General features: G+C 53.6%; 13 protein-coding genes. 10 read left to right on the forward strand and 3 right to left on the reverse strand.

Annotated elements, in window-relative coordinates; genetic code table 11:
* Positions 1 to 400: 400 nt before the first annotated feature.
* Positions 401 to 673, forward strand: coding sequence for a PTS sugar transporter subunit IIB (locus tag FVB43_RS07590; protein WP_133841657.1), 273 nt, complete (start codon positions 401 to 403; stop codon positions 671 to 673).
* On the opposite strand, the gene FVB43_RS07595 is transcribed toward FVB43_RS07590, so the two are convergent.
* A complete protein-coding gene (locus FVB43_RS07595; protein ID WP_167863713.1) occupies positions 670 to 1,605 on the reverse strand; it encodes a LysR substrate-binding domain-containing protein in 936 nt (311 codons plus the stop codon). The two genes, FVB43_RS07590 and FVB43_RS07595, sit on opposite strands and share 4 nt — an antisense overlap.
* 123 nt (positions 1,606 to 1,728) lie before the next feature.
* Here FVB43_RS07595 and FVB43_RS07600 point away from each other — a divergent pair, with 123 nt between their 5' ends.
* The 7 genes from FVB43_RS07600 to FVB43_RS07630 all read left to right on the forward strand — a co-directional run bounded on the left by FVB43_RS07600 (position 1,729) and on the right by FVB43_RS07630 (position 10,751).
* The gene (locus FVB43_RS07600) at positions 1,729 to 2,994 is read left to right on the forward strand and encodes an ABC transporter substrate-binding protein (protein WP_159336420.1); all 1,266 of its coding nucleotides are present in this window, start codon (positions 1,729 to 1,731) and stop codon (positions 2,992 to 2,994) included.
* A gap of 35 nt (positions 2,995 to 3,029) precedes the next feature.
* Complete coding sequence (locus FVB43_RS07605) at positions 3,030 to 4,007, forward strand: carbohydrate ABC transporter permease (protein ID WP_133841660.1); 978 nt, start codon at positions 3,030 to 3,032, stop codon at positions 4,005 to 4,007.
* Positions 4,004 to 4,849 carry a carbohydrate ABC transporter permease gene (locus tag FVB43_RS07610; protein ID WP_133841661.1) on the forward strand — a complete coding sequence of 282 codons (846 nt, stop codon included), beginning with the start codon at positions 4,004 to 4,006 and terminating at the stop codon, positions 4,847 to 4,849. The genes FVB43_RS07605 and FVB43_RS07610 overlap by 4 nt, the downstream gene beginning before the upstream one ends.
* A gap of 32 nt (positions 4,850 to 4,881) precedes the next feature.
* Complete coding sequence (locus FVB43_RS07615; RefSeq protein ID WP_167863714.1) at positions 4,882 to 6,243, forward strand: family 4 glycosyl hydrolase; 1,362 nt, start codon at positions 4,882 to 4,884, stop codon at positions 6,241 to 6,243.
* 61 nt (positions 6,244 to 6,304) lie between these two features.
* Entirely contained in the window at positions 6,305 to 7,414 is a 1,110-nt protein-coding gene (locus tag FVB43_RS07620) for an ABC transporter ATP-binding protein (protein WP_133841663.1), read from the forward strand.
* Positions 7,415 to 7,446: 32 nt separating this feature from the next.
* Positions 7,447 to 9,093, forward strand: coding sequence for an alpha,alpha-phosphotrehalase (locus tag FVB43_RS07625; protein WP_197931270.1), 1,647 nt, complete (start codon positions 7,447 to 7,449; stop codon positions 9,091 to 9,093).
* Positions 9,093 to 10,751: a glycoside hydrolase family 13 protein gene (locus FVB43_RS07630; protein WP_167863715.1), complete on the forward strand. Its 1,659-nt coding sequence runs from the start codon at positions 9,093 to 9,095 to the stop codon at positions 10,749 to 10,751. The genes FVB43_RS07625 and FVB43_RS07630 overlap by 1 nt, the downstream gene beginning before the upstream one ends.
* A gap of 32 nt (positions 10,752 to 10,783) precedes the next feature.
* Here FVB43_RS07630 and FVB43_RS07635 read toward each other — a convergent pair whose 3' ends face one another.
* Complete coding sequence (locus FVB43_RS07635) at positions 10,784 to 11,854, reverse strand: LacI family DNA-binding transcriptional regulator (protein WP_133841665.1); 1,071 nt, start codon at positions 11,852 to 11,854, stop codon at positions 10,784 to 10,786.
* A 205-nt stretch (positions 11,855 to 12,059) separates the two neighbouring features.
* Between FVB43_RS07635 and FVB43_RS07640 the strand changes: the two genes are divergently transcribed.
* Positions 12,060 to 15,167: a beta-galactosidase gene (locus FVB43_RS07640; protein WP_167863716.1), complete on the forward strand. Its 3,108-nt coding sequence runs from the start codon at positions 12,060 to 12,062 to the stop codon at positions 15,165 to 15,167.
* A gap of 53 nt (positions 15,168 to 15,220) precedes the next feature.
* Positions 15,221 to 16,486, forward strand: a complete 1,266-nt coding sequence (locus FVB43_RS07645) for an MFS transporter (RefSeq protein ID WP_133841667.1) — start codon at positions 15,221 to 15,223, stop codon at positions 16,484 to 16,486.
* Positions 16,487 to 16,626: 140 nt separating this feature from the next.
* Here FVB43_RS07645 and FVB43_RS07650 read toward each other — a convergent pair whose 3' ends face one another.
* The gene (locus FVB43_RS07650) at positions 16,627 to 17,463 is read right to left on the reverse strand and encodes a MipA/OmpV family protein (protein WP_167863717.1); all 837 of its coding nucleotides are present in this window, start codon (positions 17,461 to 17,463) and stop codon (positions 16,627 to 16,629) included.
* Between the last annotated feature and the right edge of the window lie 43 nt (positions 17,464 to 17,506).

Here is a 17,506-nt window from a genome sequence, read left to right on the forward strand (position 1 = left end):
GTTATCACTTTAATACGCGTGGAGTAGGATACATTGAGACTGCAATGTCAAAAATAGACTTATTGACTAAATTATTATTAATTATTATGCGTATTTTTGTTTTTTTTAAATTATGCGACTTCCGGGTGATCAAGTAAATGTGAAATAAAATTTACGTCGCTAAAAGGAATCATGTTCTCTATTTTTATTCAGGATGAGTGATATTAAGCTGAATCGATTTAGTTTCTTTTGCTCTCTGGGGGATAATTCTGTTTTTTTTCATTGAAAAATATCCACCGCGCTATGCTGCTGAAGCGAGTTATAGATGGATTCTATATCTCTCGGCAATAAATCAATTTCACTTCGCCAGATGCCAACCCTATGCTACAGCAGAAAATATGAAAGGCTCTCAGGAGGAAATATGGAAAAACAACAGCTCGCGGCGGGTGTACTGAAGGCATTAGGGGGGGCGGAGAATCTCGTTAAGCTGAGTTACTGTGCCAGTCGCATCAGGGTGACCATTCGTGACAACGCGTGCTTTGACAGGCACGCGCTGGAAGCGTTAGACGCGATTAAATCCGTGCTGGAAGTCGACACGGCTCAGCACAGCACTGAGTATCACCTGGTTGTCGGCCCGGGTAACTCCCGTTCGTTGTATGAGGCGCTGACGGGGTTAACCGATCACCGTCGTTAAACCAGCAGGTGGCGGATCGGCTCAAGATGCTGTTGCATCAGTTCCTGCATTTGCACCACGTGAGCCGTGTCCCTCTTCTCACGCATCAAATAAAAGCCGACGTTATAGCGTGTGCTGGGTTGTGTGGTTTGCAAGGGAACAATCTTATGGCGAGAAAAGTAGTCAGCCATGCATAACGGATAGCTTAACATCACGGCGTCCGACTCGTTGATCATGTCGACTGCCGCCATCATGGAGTTTGTCGACCAGATCACCCTCTCCTCTAAATGCATGCGGTTTCTTGCCTGCCTTTTCGGTTGCATATCTTCCATCATATGCTGAAAGCGACCCTCATCCGGCGTCAACTCCACACAAGGATAGTCCTGCAGTTCAACCGGTTCGATAACTCTGTTGCTCAGCGGATGACCCTGCCGGACAAACAGGCTGTCAGTGACGCTAAACAGCGGCACAAAGCTGATCCCCGCCTTCGAATTCAGACCCTGAATTTCATGCCCGACAAACAGATCGATATCCCCCCCCAGTAACAGATCCATCAACCTGAGATGGTTTCCCTGGTCGATGTGAATATTGACGGTAGGGTGCAGCGTTCGGTAAGCGGTGAAGCTGTCGCGGATAAACAGATGCCACCAGGCATGCCCCGTGCCCATGCGCAGGCTTTGCACCTGACGTGCTTTGATAAACGCCAGTTTTGTCAGCGTATTTTCATAAATCCGCTGCATCATTTGCGCCTGCTCCAGCAAAAGGTCGCCATACTCGGTGGTCTTCACGCCCGTTGACGTGCGCTCCAGCAGCTGCACGCCCAGACTCTCTTCTAACTTCTTCATATTATGGGTAACGGTGGGCTGGCTAAGGCAAAGTTTGTTTGCAGCATGACTCACATTTTTGAACATCGCGACTTCAATAAACTGACGAAGAATTTTATCCACGATCACATATTCCCTTCATGCTATAGATTTTTTCTATAGCTTAGCGGTGAAAATCAATTTCCGTCAATGTCATGGTTTCGCTATTTTTTTTCCTATGACGATATTCTCGCCCCCACCTGAGAACAAGCTATGAGAAGAGTGATCCCGGAACTGGTGCTTGCCGTACTGACCCTGACATCGGGTCTGGCTGCTGCAGATACCCTGCGCATGGAGTGCCCGCCAAGCAAGGAAGGCCGTCAATTTTGTCACTATATTAAGCAGAAGTTTGAGGCTCAAACGGGCCATACCCTGAAATTTATCGATCTTCCTCCTGCCTCTAATGAAAAACTGTCGTTGTTTCAGCAGCTGTTTGCCGCGAAAGATTCCGATGCCATTGATCTGTTTCAGGCGGATACCGTATGGATTGGCGTGCTGGACAAACATCTTCTCGATTTGACGGACAGCGTTAGCGATATCCGCCATGACTTTTTCCCCACCGCGATGCAAAACGATGTGGTCAATGGACGCGTGAAAGCGATTCCCGCCTATATGGATGCGGGAGCGTTGTTTTACCGCAAAGACTTACTGGCTAAATACGGCGAAAAGCCCCCGGTGACCTGGACAGAACTGACCCGCATTGCCACGCGCATTCAGCAGAGTGAACGCGAATCAGGGCATAAAAATTTCTGGGGAATGGTGTTTCAGGGCAAAGCCTATGAAGGGCTGACCTGTAACGCGCTGGAGTGGGTGGAGTCACAGAACGGCGGCAGTGTGATTGATTCTCAAGGCAATATTACCATCAACAACGCGCGCGCTGCACAGGCGCTGGATAGGGCCGCAGGGTGGATCGGTAAAATCGTCCCGCCTGGGGCGCTGGGCTATATGGAAGAGGAGTCGCGTTCGGTATTCCAAAACGGTGATGCCCTGTTTATGCGCAACTGGCCTTACGCCTATACGCTGGCAGAAGACCGCAGCAGTGCCATTCGTGGCAAGGTCGGCGTTATGCCGTTACCCGCCAGCGACGATGGCACATCGGTCAGCGCCATGGGCGGCTGGCACTGGGCGATCAGTGCGTATACCAAAAATCCACAGGCAGCGATTGCCCTGCTCAAGATCGTCAGCAGTGCCGAATCACAGAAGAAAACCCTGGCGCTGATGGGGTGGACTCCGTCACGCACCGCGCTGTATGACGATCCTGAGGTCCTGGCGCAGGCACCTTATCTGTCTGACTTCAAAAACATCTTCTTGCTGGCCAAACCGCGCCCTGCCACGCAGACCCGCCGCCAGTACGCGCAGGTCTCTAAAGCGATCTATAACGCCACCTACAACGTGTTGCGCGGTGACATTGATGGGGCAACCGCGGTGGCCGGGTTACAGCAGCGGCTGGAGAGAATTAAAGCCAGAGGATGGCGTTGAACCCAATGCCCCATTAACGGTCCGGAGTACGATGTATGAAGCAAGAAACGCCTTCCCTGTCCCTTCCTGACAACACCGCCAGCGCACCGGTGGCGAAGCGCAGCTATCAATTGCGCCGCAGCCGTATTGCCTGGCTGCTGGTGGCGCCTGCGCTACTGTTATTGGCCGCCGTCGCTGGCTGGCCTCTCTTTCGTACGCTGTTTTACAGCTTCACTGATGCCATGCTGGATGCGCCTGACGATTACCACTTTGTCGGCTTTTCCAATTATTTTGACGTTGCTGCGGGTGGCCATCATTACGGCGTGCTGGCGGACCCGCTGTGGTGGATGGCCGTGGGTAACACGCTGCGTTTCAGCATGATGTCGGTATCGCTTGAGCTGGTCTTCGGCATGCTGCTGGCGCTGCTGATGAACGAGAAGTTTCGCGGGCAGGGGCTGGTGCGCACCGCAATCCTCGTGCCCTGGGCGATCCCGACGATTGTGTCAGCCAGAATGTGGAGCTGGATGTTCCACGATCAGTACGGCGTGGTGAACGACCTGCTGCTCAAAATGGGCGTGATCAACACGCCGCTGGCGTGGGTAGCGGACCCGGTGCTCTCAATGTGGGCGGTAGTGATCGTTGACGTGTGGAAAACCACGCCGTTTATGGCACTGATGCTGTTAGCCGCGCTGCAGCTGATCCCCCGCGACTTGTACGAAGCGGCACGGATTGATGGTGCCAACGCGTGGCAGCGTTTTCGTCGCATCACGCTGCCCTTAATTATGCCGGCGATGATCGTGGCGCTGATTTTCCGCGTCATGGATGCGCTGCGCGTCTTTGATCTGATTTATATCCTGACCTCCAACAGTGAGGCGACGGTGTCGGTGTCAGGTTACGCACGCGATCAGTTAGTGAGTTATCAGGAAATGGGGTCCGGTTCCGCTGCGTCGGTACTGGTATTCATGATGGTGGCCGGGATTGCAGCCTGCTTTGTGATGCTGGGCCGCCGCAGCAATGGAGAGGCAAAATCATGAGGCTGAACCGTCAACAACAACAGCTTGCCCGGCGTTTAATGATTCTGACCGCAGCGACACTCGCCTGTCTGATCTGCCTGTTCCCGTTTTATTACGCCATTATCACGTCCCTGCGTTCAGGGCAGAATCTCTTCAACGTGGAGTGGTTACCCAATGAAATGAACTGGGGAAATTATGTCACGGCGCTGATGGATAACGGCATCGCCCGCAGCCTTTTCAACTCGGCAGTGGTGGCAACGCTGACTGTGGGGCTGTGCCTTCTGGTGTCGATTACCGCCGCTTTTGCTTTGTCGCGCATTCAGTTTACAGGCCGCAAGTATTTGCTGTTCACCATTCTCTGCGTGTCGATGTTCCCACAGGTGGCGGTGCTCTCCGGCATGTTTGAGCTGGTGCGTTTTATGGGGTTGTATGACTCGCTTGGCGCGCTGGTGCTCTCTTACACCACCTTTTCATTACCGTTCACCATCTGGGTGCTGACCACCTTTATGAAGGCTATCCCAACGGAGCTGGAAGAGGCGGCCATCGTCGACGGTGCCAGTACCTGGACCATCATCCGTCGCATTTTCGTGCCGATCATGGGACCGTCGCTGGTGACAACAGGACTGCTGGCATTTATCGGCGCGTGGAATGAATTCATGTTCGCCCTGACGTTTGTCATTTCCGGTGATAAACGCACCGTGCCTGTCGCGATCGGCATGATGCAGGGATCTTCTCAATTTGAACTTCCCTGGGGAGCCATCATGGCCTCCTCGGTGATCGTGACGCTTCCCATTGTGGCGCTGGTGCTGATCTTCCAGCGACGCATCGTCAGTGGATTAACCAACGGTGCAGTTAAGGGCTAACGCCCACATTATCCTCGTCAGGAGACGTAAACATGGCTACAAAAATCGTTTTAGTGGGTGCAGGCAGTGCACAGTTTGGCTACGGCACCTTAGGTGACATTTTTCAGAGCCGTGCGCTGTACGGCAGTGAAATCATCCTGCATGACATTAATCCTGTTGCACTGGCGGTGACCGAAAAGACAGCGAAAGACTTTCTGGCAAAAGAAGATTTGCCGTTCATCGTCAGTGCCACCACCGACCGTCGCACGGCACTGCGCGGGGCCGAATTTGTCATCATTTCGATTGAGGTGGGCGACCGTTTTGCCTTGTGGGACCTTGACTGGCAGATCCCGCAGCAGTACGGCATTCAGCAGGTTTATGGTGAGAATGGGGGGCCGGGGGGGTTATTCCATTCGCTGCGTATTATTCCTCCGATCCTCGATATTTGTGCCGATGTGGCTGACATCTGTCCTGATGCCTGGATTTTTAACTATTCAAATCCCATGAGCCGCATTTGCACCACCGTTCATCGCCGCTTCCCGGAACTCAATTTTGTTGGCATGTGCCACGAAATTGCCTCACTGGAGCGCTATCTGCCTGAAATGCTCAACACCTCGTTCGATAACCTGAGCCTGCGGGCGGGCGGCCTTAACCACTTCAGCGTGCTGCTGGAAGCGCGTTACAAAGACAGTGGCAAAGATGCTTATGCTGATGTCCGCGCCAAAGCGCCTGACTATTTCGCCAGCCTGCCGGGTTACAGCGACATCCTGGCGTATACGCGTCAGCACGGCAAACTGGTGGATACCGAGGGCAGTACTGAGCGTCATGCGCTGGGCGGCAAAGACAGTTCGTATCCGTGGGCAGACCGCACCCTGTTCAAAGAGATCCTGGAGAAGTTCCACTGCATGCCTATCACCGTGGATAGCCACTTTGGCGAATACATCAGCTGGGCAGGTGAGGTCAGTGACCACCGTGGCATTCTCGATTTTTACACGTTCTACCGTAACTACCTTGGCGGGGTGCAGCCGAAGATCGAGCTTAAATTAAAGGAAAGAGTGGTGTCGATTATGGAGGGCATCCTGACCGACTCCGGCTATGAGGAGGCCGCCGTCAACATTCCTAATCGTGGTTTTATTAAACAGTTGCCCGAATTTATCGCGGTAGAAGTGCCGGCAATCATTGACCGTAGAGGCGTGCACGGTATTCAGGTAGACATCCCACCGGGTATTGGTGGGCTGCTCAGTAATCAGATTGCCATTCACGATCTTACGGCCGAGGCCATTATTGCCGGATCGCGCGATCTGGTGATTCAGGCGCTGCTTGTGGACTCTGTGAATAACCAATGCCGTGCGATCCCAGAGCTGGTTGATGTGATGATCTCTCGTCAACAGCCCTGGCTCAACTATCTGAAATAGCGTCATTTCATTCATGCCGGTGGCTGGCCGGCATCATTTTATCGAGGACCGGGAGGGGAATATGGCGCAGTTGACGCTGGATAAGATTCAAAAACGCTATGGCGCGAAGGCGGAGGTCATCCGTTCGCTGAATTTGCAGATTAAAAGCGGAGAGTTTGTGGTGATCGTCGGGCCTTCTGGCTGCGGCAAGTCAACGCTGCTGCGTATGATTGCCGGGCTGGAGGAGATCAGCGGCGGGGGCATGTACATCGATGGTCACTACGCCAATGACGACAGCCCGGCCGAACGCGGTATCGGCATGGTCTTCCAGTCATATGCACTGTATCCGCATATGAGTGTTTATCAGAATATGGCATTCGCGCTGGAGCTTGCGCACTGTTCAAAGGCGGAAATTGATCAACGAGTGAGGGAGTGTGCACGCATTTTACAGCTGGAGCCTTTGCTGGAACGACGGCCAAAAGATTTGTCGGGTGGCCAGCGTCAGCGCGTGGCGATCGGGCGTGCCATTGTGCGCGAACCGCGCTTGTTCCTGTTCGATGAACCGCTATCCAACCTTGATGCCTCGCTGCGGGTGCAGATGCGTATGGAAGTCTCTGCCCTGCATAAACGTCTGGGTGTCACCATTATTTATGTGACGCACGATCAGGTCGAGGCGATGACGCTGGCTGACCGGATCGTGGTGCTCAATCAGGGCAATATCGAACAGGTGGGAACGCCGCTTGAGCTGTACGACCAGCCCGCCAATGAATTTGTCGCCCAGTTTATCGGTTCACCGAAGATGAATCTGATCCCGGCGACGCTGCGCCGGTCGGGCGAACAGCAAAGCGTGGTGGAACTGGACAATGGCAAAACGCTGGTGTTATCCATCGCCACCCCGGCCGAGGCGGAGGGCCGCAGCGTCAACATCGGTATTCGTCCAGAACATATTCGCAGTGGCAATGTGGAACAGTGCGAATACCAGGGCGAGGTGATGTTTGTGGAACAGATGGGCAATGAAACCCTGCTGTATCTGGACAACGGCAATGCGGGCGAACCCTGGGTCGTGCGGCATGCCGAGCGTTCCGCCATCCATGTTGGCCAAACCGTTGGGGTACGGCTTCCGGTGGAATGCTGTTACCTGTTCGACAGTCACGGCCAGGCGTTCCAACGTCATCTGGCAAAAGTACACTAATTCGTCTGGGGGAAAATCACGTGATCAATGATATGCGCAGCACACCGCACTGGAAAGAGGCCGTGGTTTATCAGGTCTATCCGCGCAGCTTTATGGACAGTAACGGCGACGGTACCGGCGATCTCAACGGTATTATCAGCAAGCTCGATTACCTGCAACAGCTCGGCATCACGCTGTTGTGGCTGTCGCCCGTATACCGTTCGCCGATGGACGATAACGGCTATGACATCTCTGATTACGAAGATATTGCCGACATTTTTGGTTCGATGAGCGACATGGAGCGCCTGATTGCAGAAGCTAAAGCGCGTGATATCGGGATCCTGATGGATCTGGTGGTCAACCATACCTCTGACGAACATCCCTGGTTTATCGACGCACTGAGCTCAAAAAACAGTGCTTACCGTGACTTTTATATCTGGCGAGCACCGGCGGCAGACGGCGGGCCGCCTGATGACTCTCGTTCGAACTTTGGTGGCAGTGCCTGGACGCTTGATGAGGCCAGCGGTGAATACTACCTGCATCAGTTTTCCACGCGCCAGCCCGATCTCAACTGGGAAAACCCGCGCGTTCGTGAAGCCATCCACGCCATGATGAACCGCTGGCTGGATAAGGGCATCGGGGGATTCCGAATGGACGTTATCGACCTGATCGGGAAAGAAGTGGATCAACAGATCATGGCGAATGGTCGTCATCTTCACCTGTATCTTCAGCAGATGAACCGGGCGACCTTTGGCCCGCGCGGCAGCGTGACGGTAGGGGAGACGTGGAGCGCAACGCCGGAAGACGCCCTGCTCTACAGTGCCGAAGAGCGGCAAGAGCTGACGATGGTCTTTCAGTTTGAGCACATCAAACTTTTCTGGGATGAACAGTACGGGAAGTGGTGTAACCAGCCGTTTGATCTGTTGCGCTTTAAGGCCGTGATTGACAAGTGGCAGACGGCACTGGCTGACCATGGCTGGAACTCGTTGTTCTGGAGCAACCATGATTTGCCTCGCGCGGTCTCCAAATTTGGTGACGACGGTGAGTATCGCGTGGTATCAGCAAAAATGCTCGCCACCGCGCTTCACTGCCTTAAAGGCACACCTTACATTTATCAGGGTGAAGAGATTGGCATGACCAACGTGAATTTTGCTGATATTGACGACTATCGGGATATTGAAAGCCTGAATCTTTATCAGGAGCGGATCGCCGAAGGGATGAGCCACGAAGCGATGATGCGCGGTATCCACGCCAACGGGCGCGATAATGCGCGAACGCCAATGCAGTGGGACAGCAGTCCACATGCCGGGTTTACCACCGGTCAGCCCTGGATTGAGGCTAATCCTAACTTCAGGACAGTGAATGTCGCGGCTGCGCTTGACGATCCTGACTCTGTTTTTTACCACTACCAGAAGCTGGTGGCATTGCGTAAGCAGCTGCCGCTGCTGGTGCACGGCGACTTCAGGCAGATCGTTGTCGAACATCCGCAGGTGTTTGCCTGGCTGCGCACGCTGGGGGAGCAGACGCTGGTGGTGATCAATAACTTCACGCGAGACGCTGTGATGCTGGCGATCCCCGACAATCTGCAGAGCCAGCAGGGCCGTTGTCTCATCAACAATTACGCGCCACGGGAGCAGTTGGAGCCGATTATGGAACTGCAACCTTATGAATCCTTTGCATTACTTATTGAGAGGCTGTGATGGCAAACTGGTGGAAAGAGGCCGTGGCGTATCAGATATACCCGCGCAGCTTCAACGACAGCAATAACGATGGCATTGGTGACCTGAATGGCATCACGGAAAAACTCGATTACCTGGAAGATTTGGGCATCGATCTGATTTGGATCTGCCCCATGTATCAGTCCCCCAATGATGACAACGGCTATGACATCAGCGATTACCAGAAAATCATGGCTGAGTTTGGCACGATGGACGATTTTGACCGTCTGCTTGAACAGGTGCATGCGCGCGGTATGCGCCTGATTATTGATTTAGTGGTGAACCATACTTCTGATGAGCATCCGTGGTTTTTAGCGTCCAGCGCATCACGGGATAACCCGAAACGCGACTGGTACATCTGGCGCGACGGTAAAGCGGGCGCTGAGCCGAACAACTGGGAAAGCATCTTCAACGGTTCTGCCTGGAAATACAGCGCGGCGACCGGGCAGTATTTCCTGCATTTGTTCTCCGAAAAGCAGCCAGATTTGAACTGGGAAAACCCCGAGGTGCGTTCAGCGGTGTATGCCATGATGCGTTGGTGGCTTGACAAAGGGGTAGATGGTTTTCGCATTGATGCCATCTGCCATATGAAAAAAGAGCCGACTTTCAGCGATATGCCTAATCCCCTGGCGCTGCCTTACGTACCGTCATTCGAGCGCCACCTCAACTACGACGGCCTGCTTGATTACGTCGATGACATGTGTGAACAGGTGTTCAGTCACTATGACATTGTGACCATCGGCGAAATGAACGGTGCCTCCGCTGAACAGGGTGAAGAGTGGGTCGGCGAGCAGCGGGGCAGGCTGAATATGATCTTTCAGTTTGAGCACGTGAAGCTGTGGCAGGATGGGCAAAAGGACACCCTGGAGGCCAGTCTCGATTTACCCGGCTTAAAAGAGATTTTCACGCGCTGGCAGACACTGCTGGAAAACAAAGGCTGGAACGCGTTATACGTAGAAAATCATGATCTTTCCCGTGTGGTATCGGGCTGGGGCGACGATAAAAATTATCAACGTGAAAGCGCGACCGCCATTGCGGCGATGTTCTTCCTGATGAAAGGTACGCCGTTTATTTATCAGGGGCAGGAACTTGGCATGACCAATACGCATTTCGCCAGCCTGGAGGATTTTGACGACGTTGCCGCGAAGAAACTCGCCGTTGAAATGCGCCGACAGGGCAGGGAAGAGCCCGAGATCCTCGCCTTCCTCAGCCGCACCGGGCGCGATAACTCGCGCACCCCGATGCAGTGGGATCAGAGTACCCACGGCGGTTTCAGCAATGCCACCCCCTGGTTCCCTGCGAACAGTAATTACCCTGAGATCAACGTGGCGGACCAACGCGCTGACAGCGGTTCCGTGCTGAACTTCTATCGTGCGCTCATTCGCCTGCGGCGGAAGATGCCGGTACTGATTGAAGGGGCTTATCAACTCCTGCTGCCGACACATCCGCAGATCTATGCTTATACCCGTAGTCTGAATGAGCAGCAGGTGTTGGTGATCGTCAATTTCAGTGCCCATCAGCAGGAGATAGATCCGCAACAGCTGTTACTGGACGGCTGGCAACCGCTGCTGAGCAATTATCAGGAGCAGGGGAAACGGCAAATCTTACGGGCTTATGAGGCACAAATTTATCAGCGGTAAACCTCGGCCTGTCGGGGAGGATTTGATAATTTTCACAGCTTTTCTACCAGTGATTTTAATTGTGCAATGACAGATTTTTTCTCATCCTCTTCTTCTCCACCGTAAGGACAGGTTGACTGGCGGATAATCAAATGTGTCGGCAGCAATTCACGGATGTGAATCTGAGGGGCGGCCATCTGCTGGATTAACAGCTCGACGGCCCGCTTACCCAGCTTGTTGAAATCCTGCGCAACGGTGGTGAGCGGTGGCTGGAAATAGAGGCTGTCCGCCGTATCATCATAACCGGTGACGGAAACCATCCTGCTGCCGGTGCGATTCAGTTGCGCGAGGGCGCTCAAAACCCCTAGCGCCATTTGATCGTTCGCGACGACGATCGCGCTAATCCGCGGATACTGATGTAACAGCTCAAGGGCCTTATTCCGGCCACTGGCGGCACTCCAGTCACCAAAGACCGTAACCGCATTACTCACTCCAAGCCGGTGCAATGTCTCACGCCAGCTACTCAATCGCATACGCGCCGAAACGGAACTCTCTGGCCCTGCAAGCAGGCCGAACTCACGATGCCCCAGTTCCCAGAGATGACGGATGCATGCTCCGCAGCCATTAAGGTGATCAAACCGTACGCAGCAGACATCCGTTTCCGGCGAAACATCTAAAAACAGACAGCAAATATCCGGGTTCTCATTCACCAGTTTTTCCGCAATGTGATCCTCAAGGGGCAGATTAATCACCGCGCCCCGGATATTTTGTGCGCGAAATTCATTCAGCCGCGCCTGAAGTGAGGCGTAGTCAGCCATCACCGGCATCGCGATAGCGACCTCCAGTTGATGTGTACCTGCGTGACTTTTTATCGCAGCAGCGATTTGCGAGGGCGCGTGCAGGGTCAACGACGCGGTAATCAACCCTATAGACGGTGCCGACTTCCCCGCCAGCAATTGTGCTGAGCGGTTCGGTACATAGTGCAGTGCCTGCATTGCACGAATGACGTTATCGCGGGTACGCTCAGCCACCACATCAGGTTTATTCAGCACGCGTGAGACCGTCTGCTGGGATACCCCGGCCTCGCGAGCCACATCTTCTAAGGTTGCCGTACGGCGCTCCATCGTCTTCTCCTTTACCCGTTAACAATAATGTCGTTCGCTAACATTTTATGTCAGAAAGACGACAATACATTGTTGCTTTAGCCTTGTTTCGTGATCGTCCGTGAGTTTCAACTTCAACATGATTGCCGCTTTTAACAAAATATCTGATAACTCATTCTATCTTGTCTGGCGAATGACATTTTACATTGATCCTACAGGTATACCTATGCGACATCACGATTGCCACCTCTCCGGTGGTCCTCTGTTTCATGACGTACTTGCCCGTGAAGACTGGCAAAACCAGACCATTACGCACCTGAACCGTTTACCGGCCCATCCGACCTTTGCCAGCTGGCGCGATCTTCGCTCGGCAAGGGAGAATCAGCTCTCTGCACAGCGCCGCCTGCTGGATGGTCAGTGGCAATTTTCTTATGCCCGCAGCCCGTTTGAGGTGGACGCCAGCTGGCTGGAAAACGATTTGGCGGGCAGCCGCAGTACACCGGTCCCCTCGAACTGGCAAATGGAGGGGTATGACGCGCCAATCTATACCAACGTGCGTTACCCCATCGATACGACGCCGCCACGCGTACCAGACGAAAACCCGACCGGCTGCTATTCACTCTCGTTTAGCGTGGAGAAAGACTGGCTGGCTGAGGGCCAGACGCAGATTATCTTCGATGGCGTGAACTCCGCATTCCACTTGTGGTGCAACGGCGAATGGGTCGGTTACTCGCAGGACAGTCGCCTGCCCGCGGCCTTCGATCTCAGTGCGTTCCTACAGGCGGGCGAGAACCGCCTCTGCGTCATGGTGATGCGCTGGAGCGCAGGCACCTGGCTTGAAGATCAGGATATGTGGCGTATGAGCGGGATCTTCCGTTCCGTCTGGCTGCTGAATAAACCGACGCTGCACCTGAGCGATGTCCACCTCACTCCGCAACTCGATGCGCTTTATCGCGATGCCGAACTGGAGGTCAATGCCACCGTCACCGCCCCGACACCGTTGCTGGAAAAACTGACGGTGGCCGTTGAGCTGTGGAATGACACGCAACGGGTCGCCAGACATCAGCAGTCGCTCGGCTCACCCGTCACGGATGAACGCGGCAATTATGCTGAACGCACAGTGATACGTTTCCCTGTGGAACGTCCGGCACTGTGGAGCGCGGAAACACCGAACTGCTACCGGGCAGTCGTCTCACTGTGGCGCGGCGATGAACTGATTGAAGCCGAAGCCTGGGATATCGGGTTTCGCCGGGTTGAAATCGATAATGGCCTGTTGAAGTTGAATGGTAAACCGCTGTTGATCCGGGGGGTAAACCGTCATGAGCACCACCATCAGCGCGGTCAGGTTGTTACCGAAGACGATATGGTGCAGGACATTCTGCTGATGAAGCAGAATAACTTTAACGCGGCTCGCTGCTCTCACTATCCTAACGCGCCACGCTGGTACGAACTCTGTAACCACTATGGCCTGTACGTGGTCGATGAGGCTAATATCGAAACCCACGGCATGGTGCCAATGAGCCGTCTTTCCGACGATCCCTCCTGGTTAGCGGCATGGAGCGCCCGCGTCACACGGATGGTGCAAAACAATCGCAACCACCCGTCGATTATTATCTGGTCGCTGGGCAACGAGTCTGGCGTGGGGGGCAATCACGAAGCTATGTACCACTGGCTCAAGCGTAACGACCCGTCACGCCCGGTGCAGTATGAAGGCGGCGGCGCTAACAGCACGACCACCGATATTCTCTGCCCGATGTATGCCCGCGTAGACAGCGATCAGCTTATCCCTGCGGTACCGAAATGGGGGATTAAAAAGTGGATCAGCCTGCCTGGCGAGCAGCGCCCGTTAATCCTTTGCGAATACGCTCACGCAATGGGCAACAGCCTGGGAAATTTTGCCGATTACTGGCAGGCATTCCGTGATTATCCGCGCCTGCAGGGGGGCTTTATCTGGGACTGGGCCGATCAGGCCATCACTAAAACGTTCGATGATGGCAGCGTCGGCTGGGCATATGGCGGTGATTTTGGCGATAAACCCAACGATCGCCAGTTCTGTATGAACGGTCTTGTCTTCCCCGACCGTAGCCCTCATCCGTCATTAATTGAAGCCAAACATGCACAGCAATACTTCCAGTTTACCCTGCTGTCGCAAACTCCGCTTTGCATTAGCATCACCAGTGAGTACCTGTTTCGCACAACGGATAACGAGGAGTTGCACTGGCAGGTCCAGGCTGCGGGAGAAACGGTTGCCAGTGGCCGCTTAACACTTGAGCTTCGCCCTGAAGGACAGCGCGAGCTGACGCTGTCGGGGACATTAACACTGCCTGCCGGGGCCAAAGAGGTATGGCTCACGCTGGAGGTTATCCAGCCGCAGGCCACGAAATGGTCCGATGCCGGGCATCGCGTCGCCTGGCAGCAGTTTGCCCTCGCAGCACCGCTGGTGCTTCGGGCGCCTTTGTCAGCAGGAAATGCCCCTGAGCTTGAGGTCAGTGACAGTGCATGGGCGGTGCGCAGCGGCTCGCAGCAGTGGGTGATCGACCGTCAAAGCGGACTGTTGACACACTGGCAGGTGGACGGCGTGGAGCAACTGCTGACCCCGTTGCGCGACCAGTTTGTACGCGCACCACTGGATAATGATATTGGCGTGAGTGAAGTGGAGCGCATCGATCCCAACGCCTGGGTTGAACGCTGGAAAAGTGCTGGCCTGTACAACCTCACTACCCGCTGCGTGCAGTGTGACGCGCAGCGTCTGAACAGCAGCGTTGTGGTAGATAGCCGCTGGCATTACCTGAACGGGGACGAGGTTATGATCGTCAGCCACTGGCAGATGACCTTTGACGCGCAGGGCAAATTGCACCTGGCCATTGACGGCGAACGTGCTGGCACCCTGCCGCCGCTGCCACGCATCGGGCTGAATTTCCAGGTACTGGATCAGAACAAACCGGTCTCATGGCTGGGATTCGGCCCGCATGAGAACTACCCGGATCGTCGCACCAGCGCCTGTTTCTCCCGCTGGGAACTGCCGCTGGACGAGATGACGACACCGTACATATTCCCCACCGAGAATGGCCTGCGTTGTGATAACAAAGCACTGGACTGGGGGCGCTGGCACGTGGCGGGCGATTTCCACTTTTCCCTACAGCCTTACGGCACCGAGCAATTAATGAAGACTGACCACTGGCACTGGATGCAGCCGGAAAGTGGCGTCTGGATAACCCTTGATGGGCAGCACATGGGCGTTGGCGGTGATGACTCCTGGACGCCTAGCGTACTGCAGCAATGGCTATTGCTTGAAACACAATGGAAATATCAGTTAACGATTCATTTCCAATAATAATCGAAGCGTGAGCCCCGGGCTTACCGGCATAACCAGATGGAACAGTCAAAATGAAACTCTCTGAACTCGCACCAAGAGAACGACATAACTTCATTTACTTTATGTTGTTCTTTTTCTTCTATTATTTCATTATGTCGGCCTACTTTCCTTTCTTTCCGGTCTGGCTGGCAGAAGTTAACCACTTAACCAAAACAGAAACAGGGATTGTGTTTTCATCTATCTCGCTTTTTGCAATTATTTTCCAGCCGGTGTTTGGTCTGCTCTCCGATAAACTGGGATTACGCAAACACCTGCTCTGGATTATCACGGTTTTACTGATTTTATTTGCGCCATTCTTTATTTTTGTTCTGTCCCCTCTGCTGCAGATGAATATTTTTGCTGGTGCACTGGCTGGCGGGATCTATCTGGGCGTCGTCTTCTCCAGTGGCTCCGGAGCGGTAGAAGCCTATATTGAACGCGTAAGTCGGGCTAACCGTTTTGAGTACGGCAAGGTTCGCGTTTCCGGCTGTATTGGCTGGGCGTTATGTGCATCAATCACCGGTATTTTATTTAGCATCGACCCTAATATTACATTCTGGATTGCCTCCGGTTTTGCGCTGGCGCTTGCCGTACTGTTATGGATGTCACGCCCGGAAGGGAGCAACAGCGAGCGGGTTATCGACGCGCTTGGTGCCAACCGCCAGGCTTTTTCTATGCGCACCGCCGCCGAGCTATTGCGGATGCCACGCTTCTGGGGATTTATTATTTACGTTGTAGGCGTCGCCAGTGTCTATGACGTATTCGACCAGCAGTTTGCTAACTTCTTCAAAGGTTTTTTCTCCAGCCCACAACGCGGGACCGAAGTGTTTGGCTTTGTCACTACCGGTGGGGAAATACTCAATGCAACGATTATGTTTTTTGCCCCTGCCATCGTTAATCGCATTGGTGCGAAGAACGCCCTCCTGGCCGCAGGCGTCATTATGTCGGCGCGTATTTTGGGTTCTTCTTTTGCCTCTTCAGCCACAGAAGTGGTTATCTTAAAAATGCTCCATATGTTTGAACTGCCGTTCCTCCTGGTCGGCACCTTTAAATATATCTCCTCCGCATTTAACCCAAAACTTTCGGCAACCTTGTTCCTGATTGGTTTTAATTTATCAAAGCAACTTTCGGGCGTCGTACTGTCGACATGGGTAGGCCGGATGTATGACACCGTAGGCTTCCATCAGGCTTATCTTGTTTTAGGCTGTATCACACTGAGCTTTACCCTTATTTCAGTATTTACCTTGAAAGGAAGTAAAACACTGCTCTCGACATCCGAATATAACAACGCAACCTGATACGAAATGCCCGTCTCACATAACGGGCACTTAAGCGGGATATTTACAAGCGCCCCATCATCTGAAATAGGGTGGGGCGAATGTGTCTTTATTGACAGAGCATAGCCACAAGCTACCGGGAAGCACACGTCGAACAACGATCAGAAGCTATATGTCACCTTCAGGCTGCCAGTGGGCGATGTTTTTCGTTGAACAATTGGGCTGTTGCGTGCATCACCAGCCAGCTGCGTAAAACCTGCTGCGGCAACTACGCTCCAGTCTTGATTAAGCTTGTGCGTCCAGTCCATATTCAGTGAATAGGCATAAATTCCCGATCTGGCTTCATATCGAGTAAACCCCGATGCGGCCGACTGTGATGCACTTACCCCGTAGTAAGTCTGCATGTACTTGCTGGTCCCCCAACTACTGGTCAGCGCCAGCGTCACAGCGTTTTTCGATGACGTATAGAGCGGGCTGACAATGCTGAAATGCAGGGCCTCACCATTGCTTCGCTGAGAAATCGGCACCTCAGCCTGCAATTGCAAATTAAGCCAGTCGGTCACCTTGTATCCCAGGCCAGGCACAACGATAGCTGAGCCTTTAACGTCACCCATACCTCGCAAGTCGTCGCTACCGTAGCTGAGCGAGTCGCTGTCCACGTCACGATCCTTTCTGCCTGCGCGATAACTCAGCGCAGCGCTGTAATCAAATTTACCGATGTTGTTACCGTAACCGATACCACGCGTGGAGCTGACGAAGAAACCATTTACCATAGAGTAATCAATCACCAGGGCCGTCGTGACTCGGCTTTCATCCGAACCAGAATAACGTGGCGCAACATCCACGCCTCCTCCCAGGGTCAACTCGTTGCCCTGTTTCTGTTCTGCTGCCAGTATTGGGGTTGCCAGTAACGCGAGGACAAATCCTGACAACAATTTTCCCAGGGGTTGCCCCGGGAGTGAAGGGAGGAACTTATGACTCAGTTCGATGTTTCTCATTAAGGAAGTCCTTGTTGGGTCAACTGACTACGATGCAAGCGGT

The sequence above is a fragment of the Erwinia rhapontici genome, from assembly GCF_012271765.1.
GTDB lineage: Bacteria > Pseudomonadota > Gammaproteobacteria > Enterobacterales > Enterobacteriaceae > Erwinia > Erwinia rhapontici.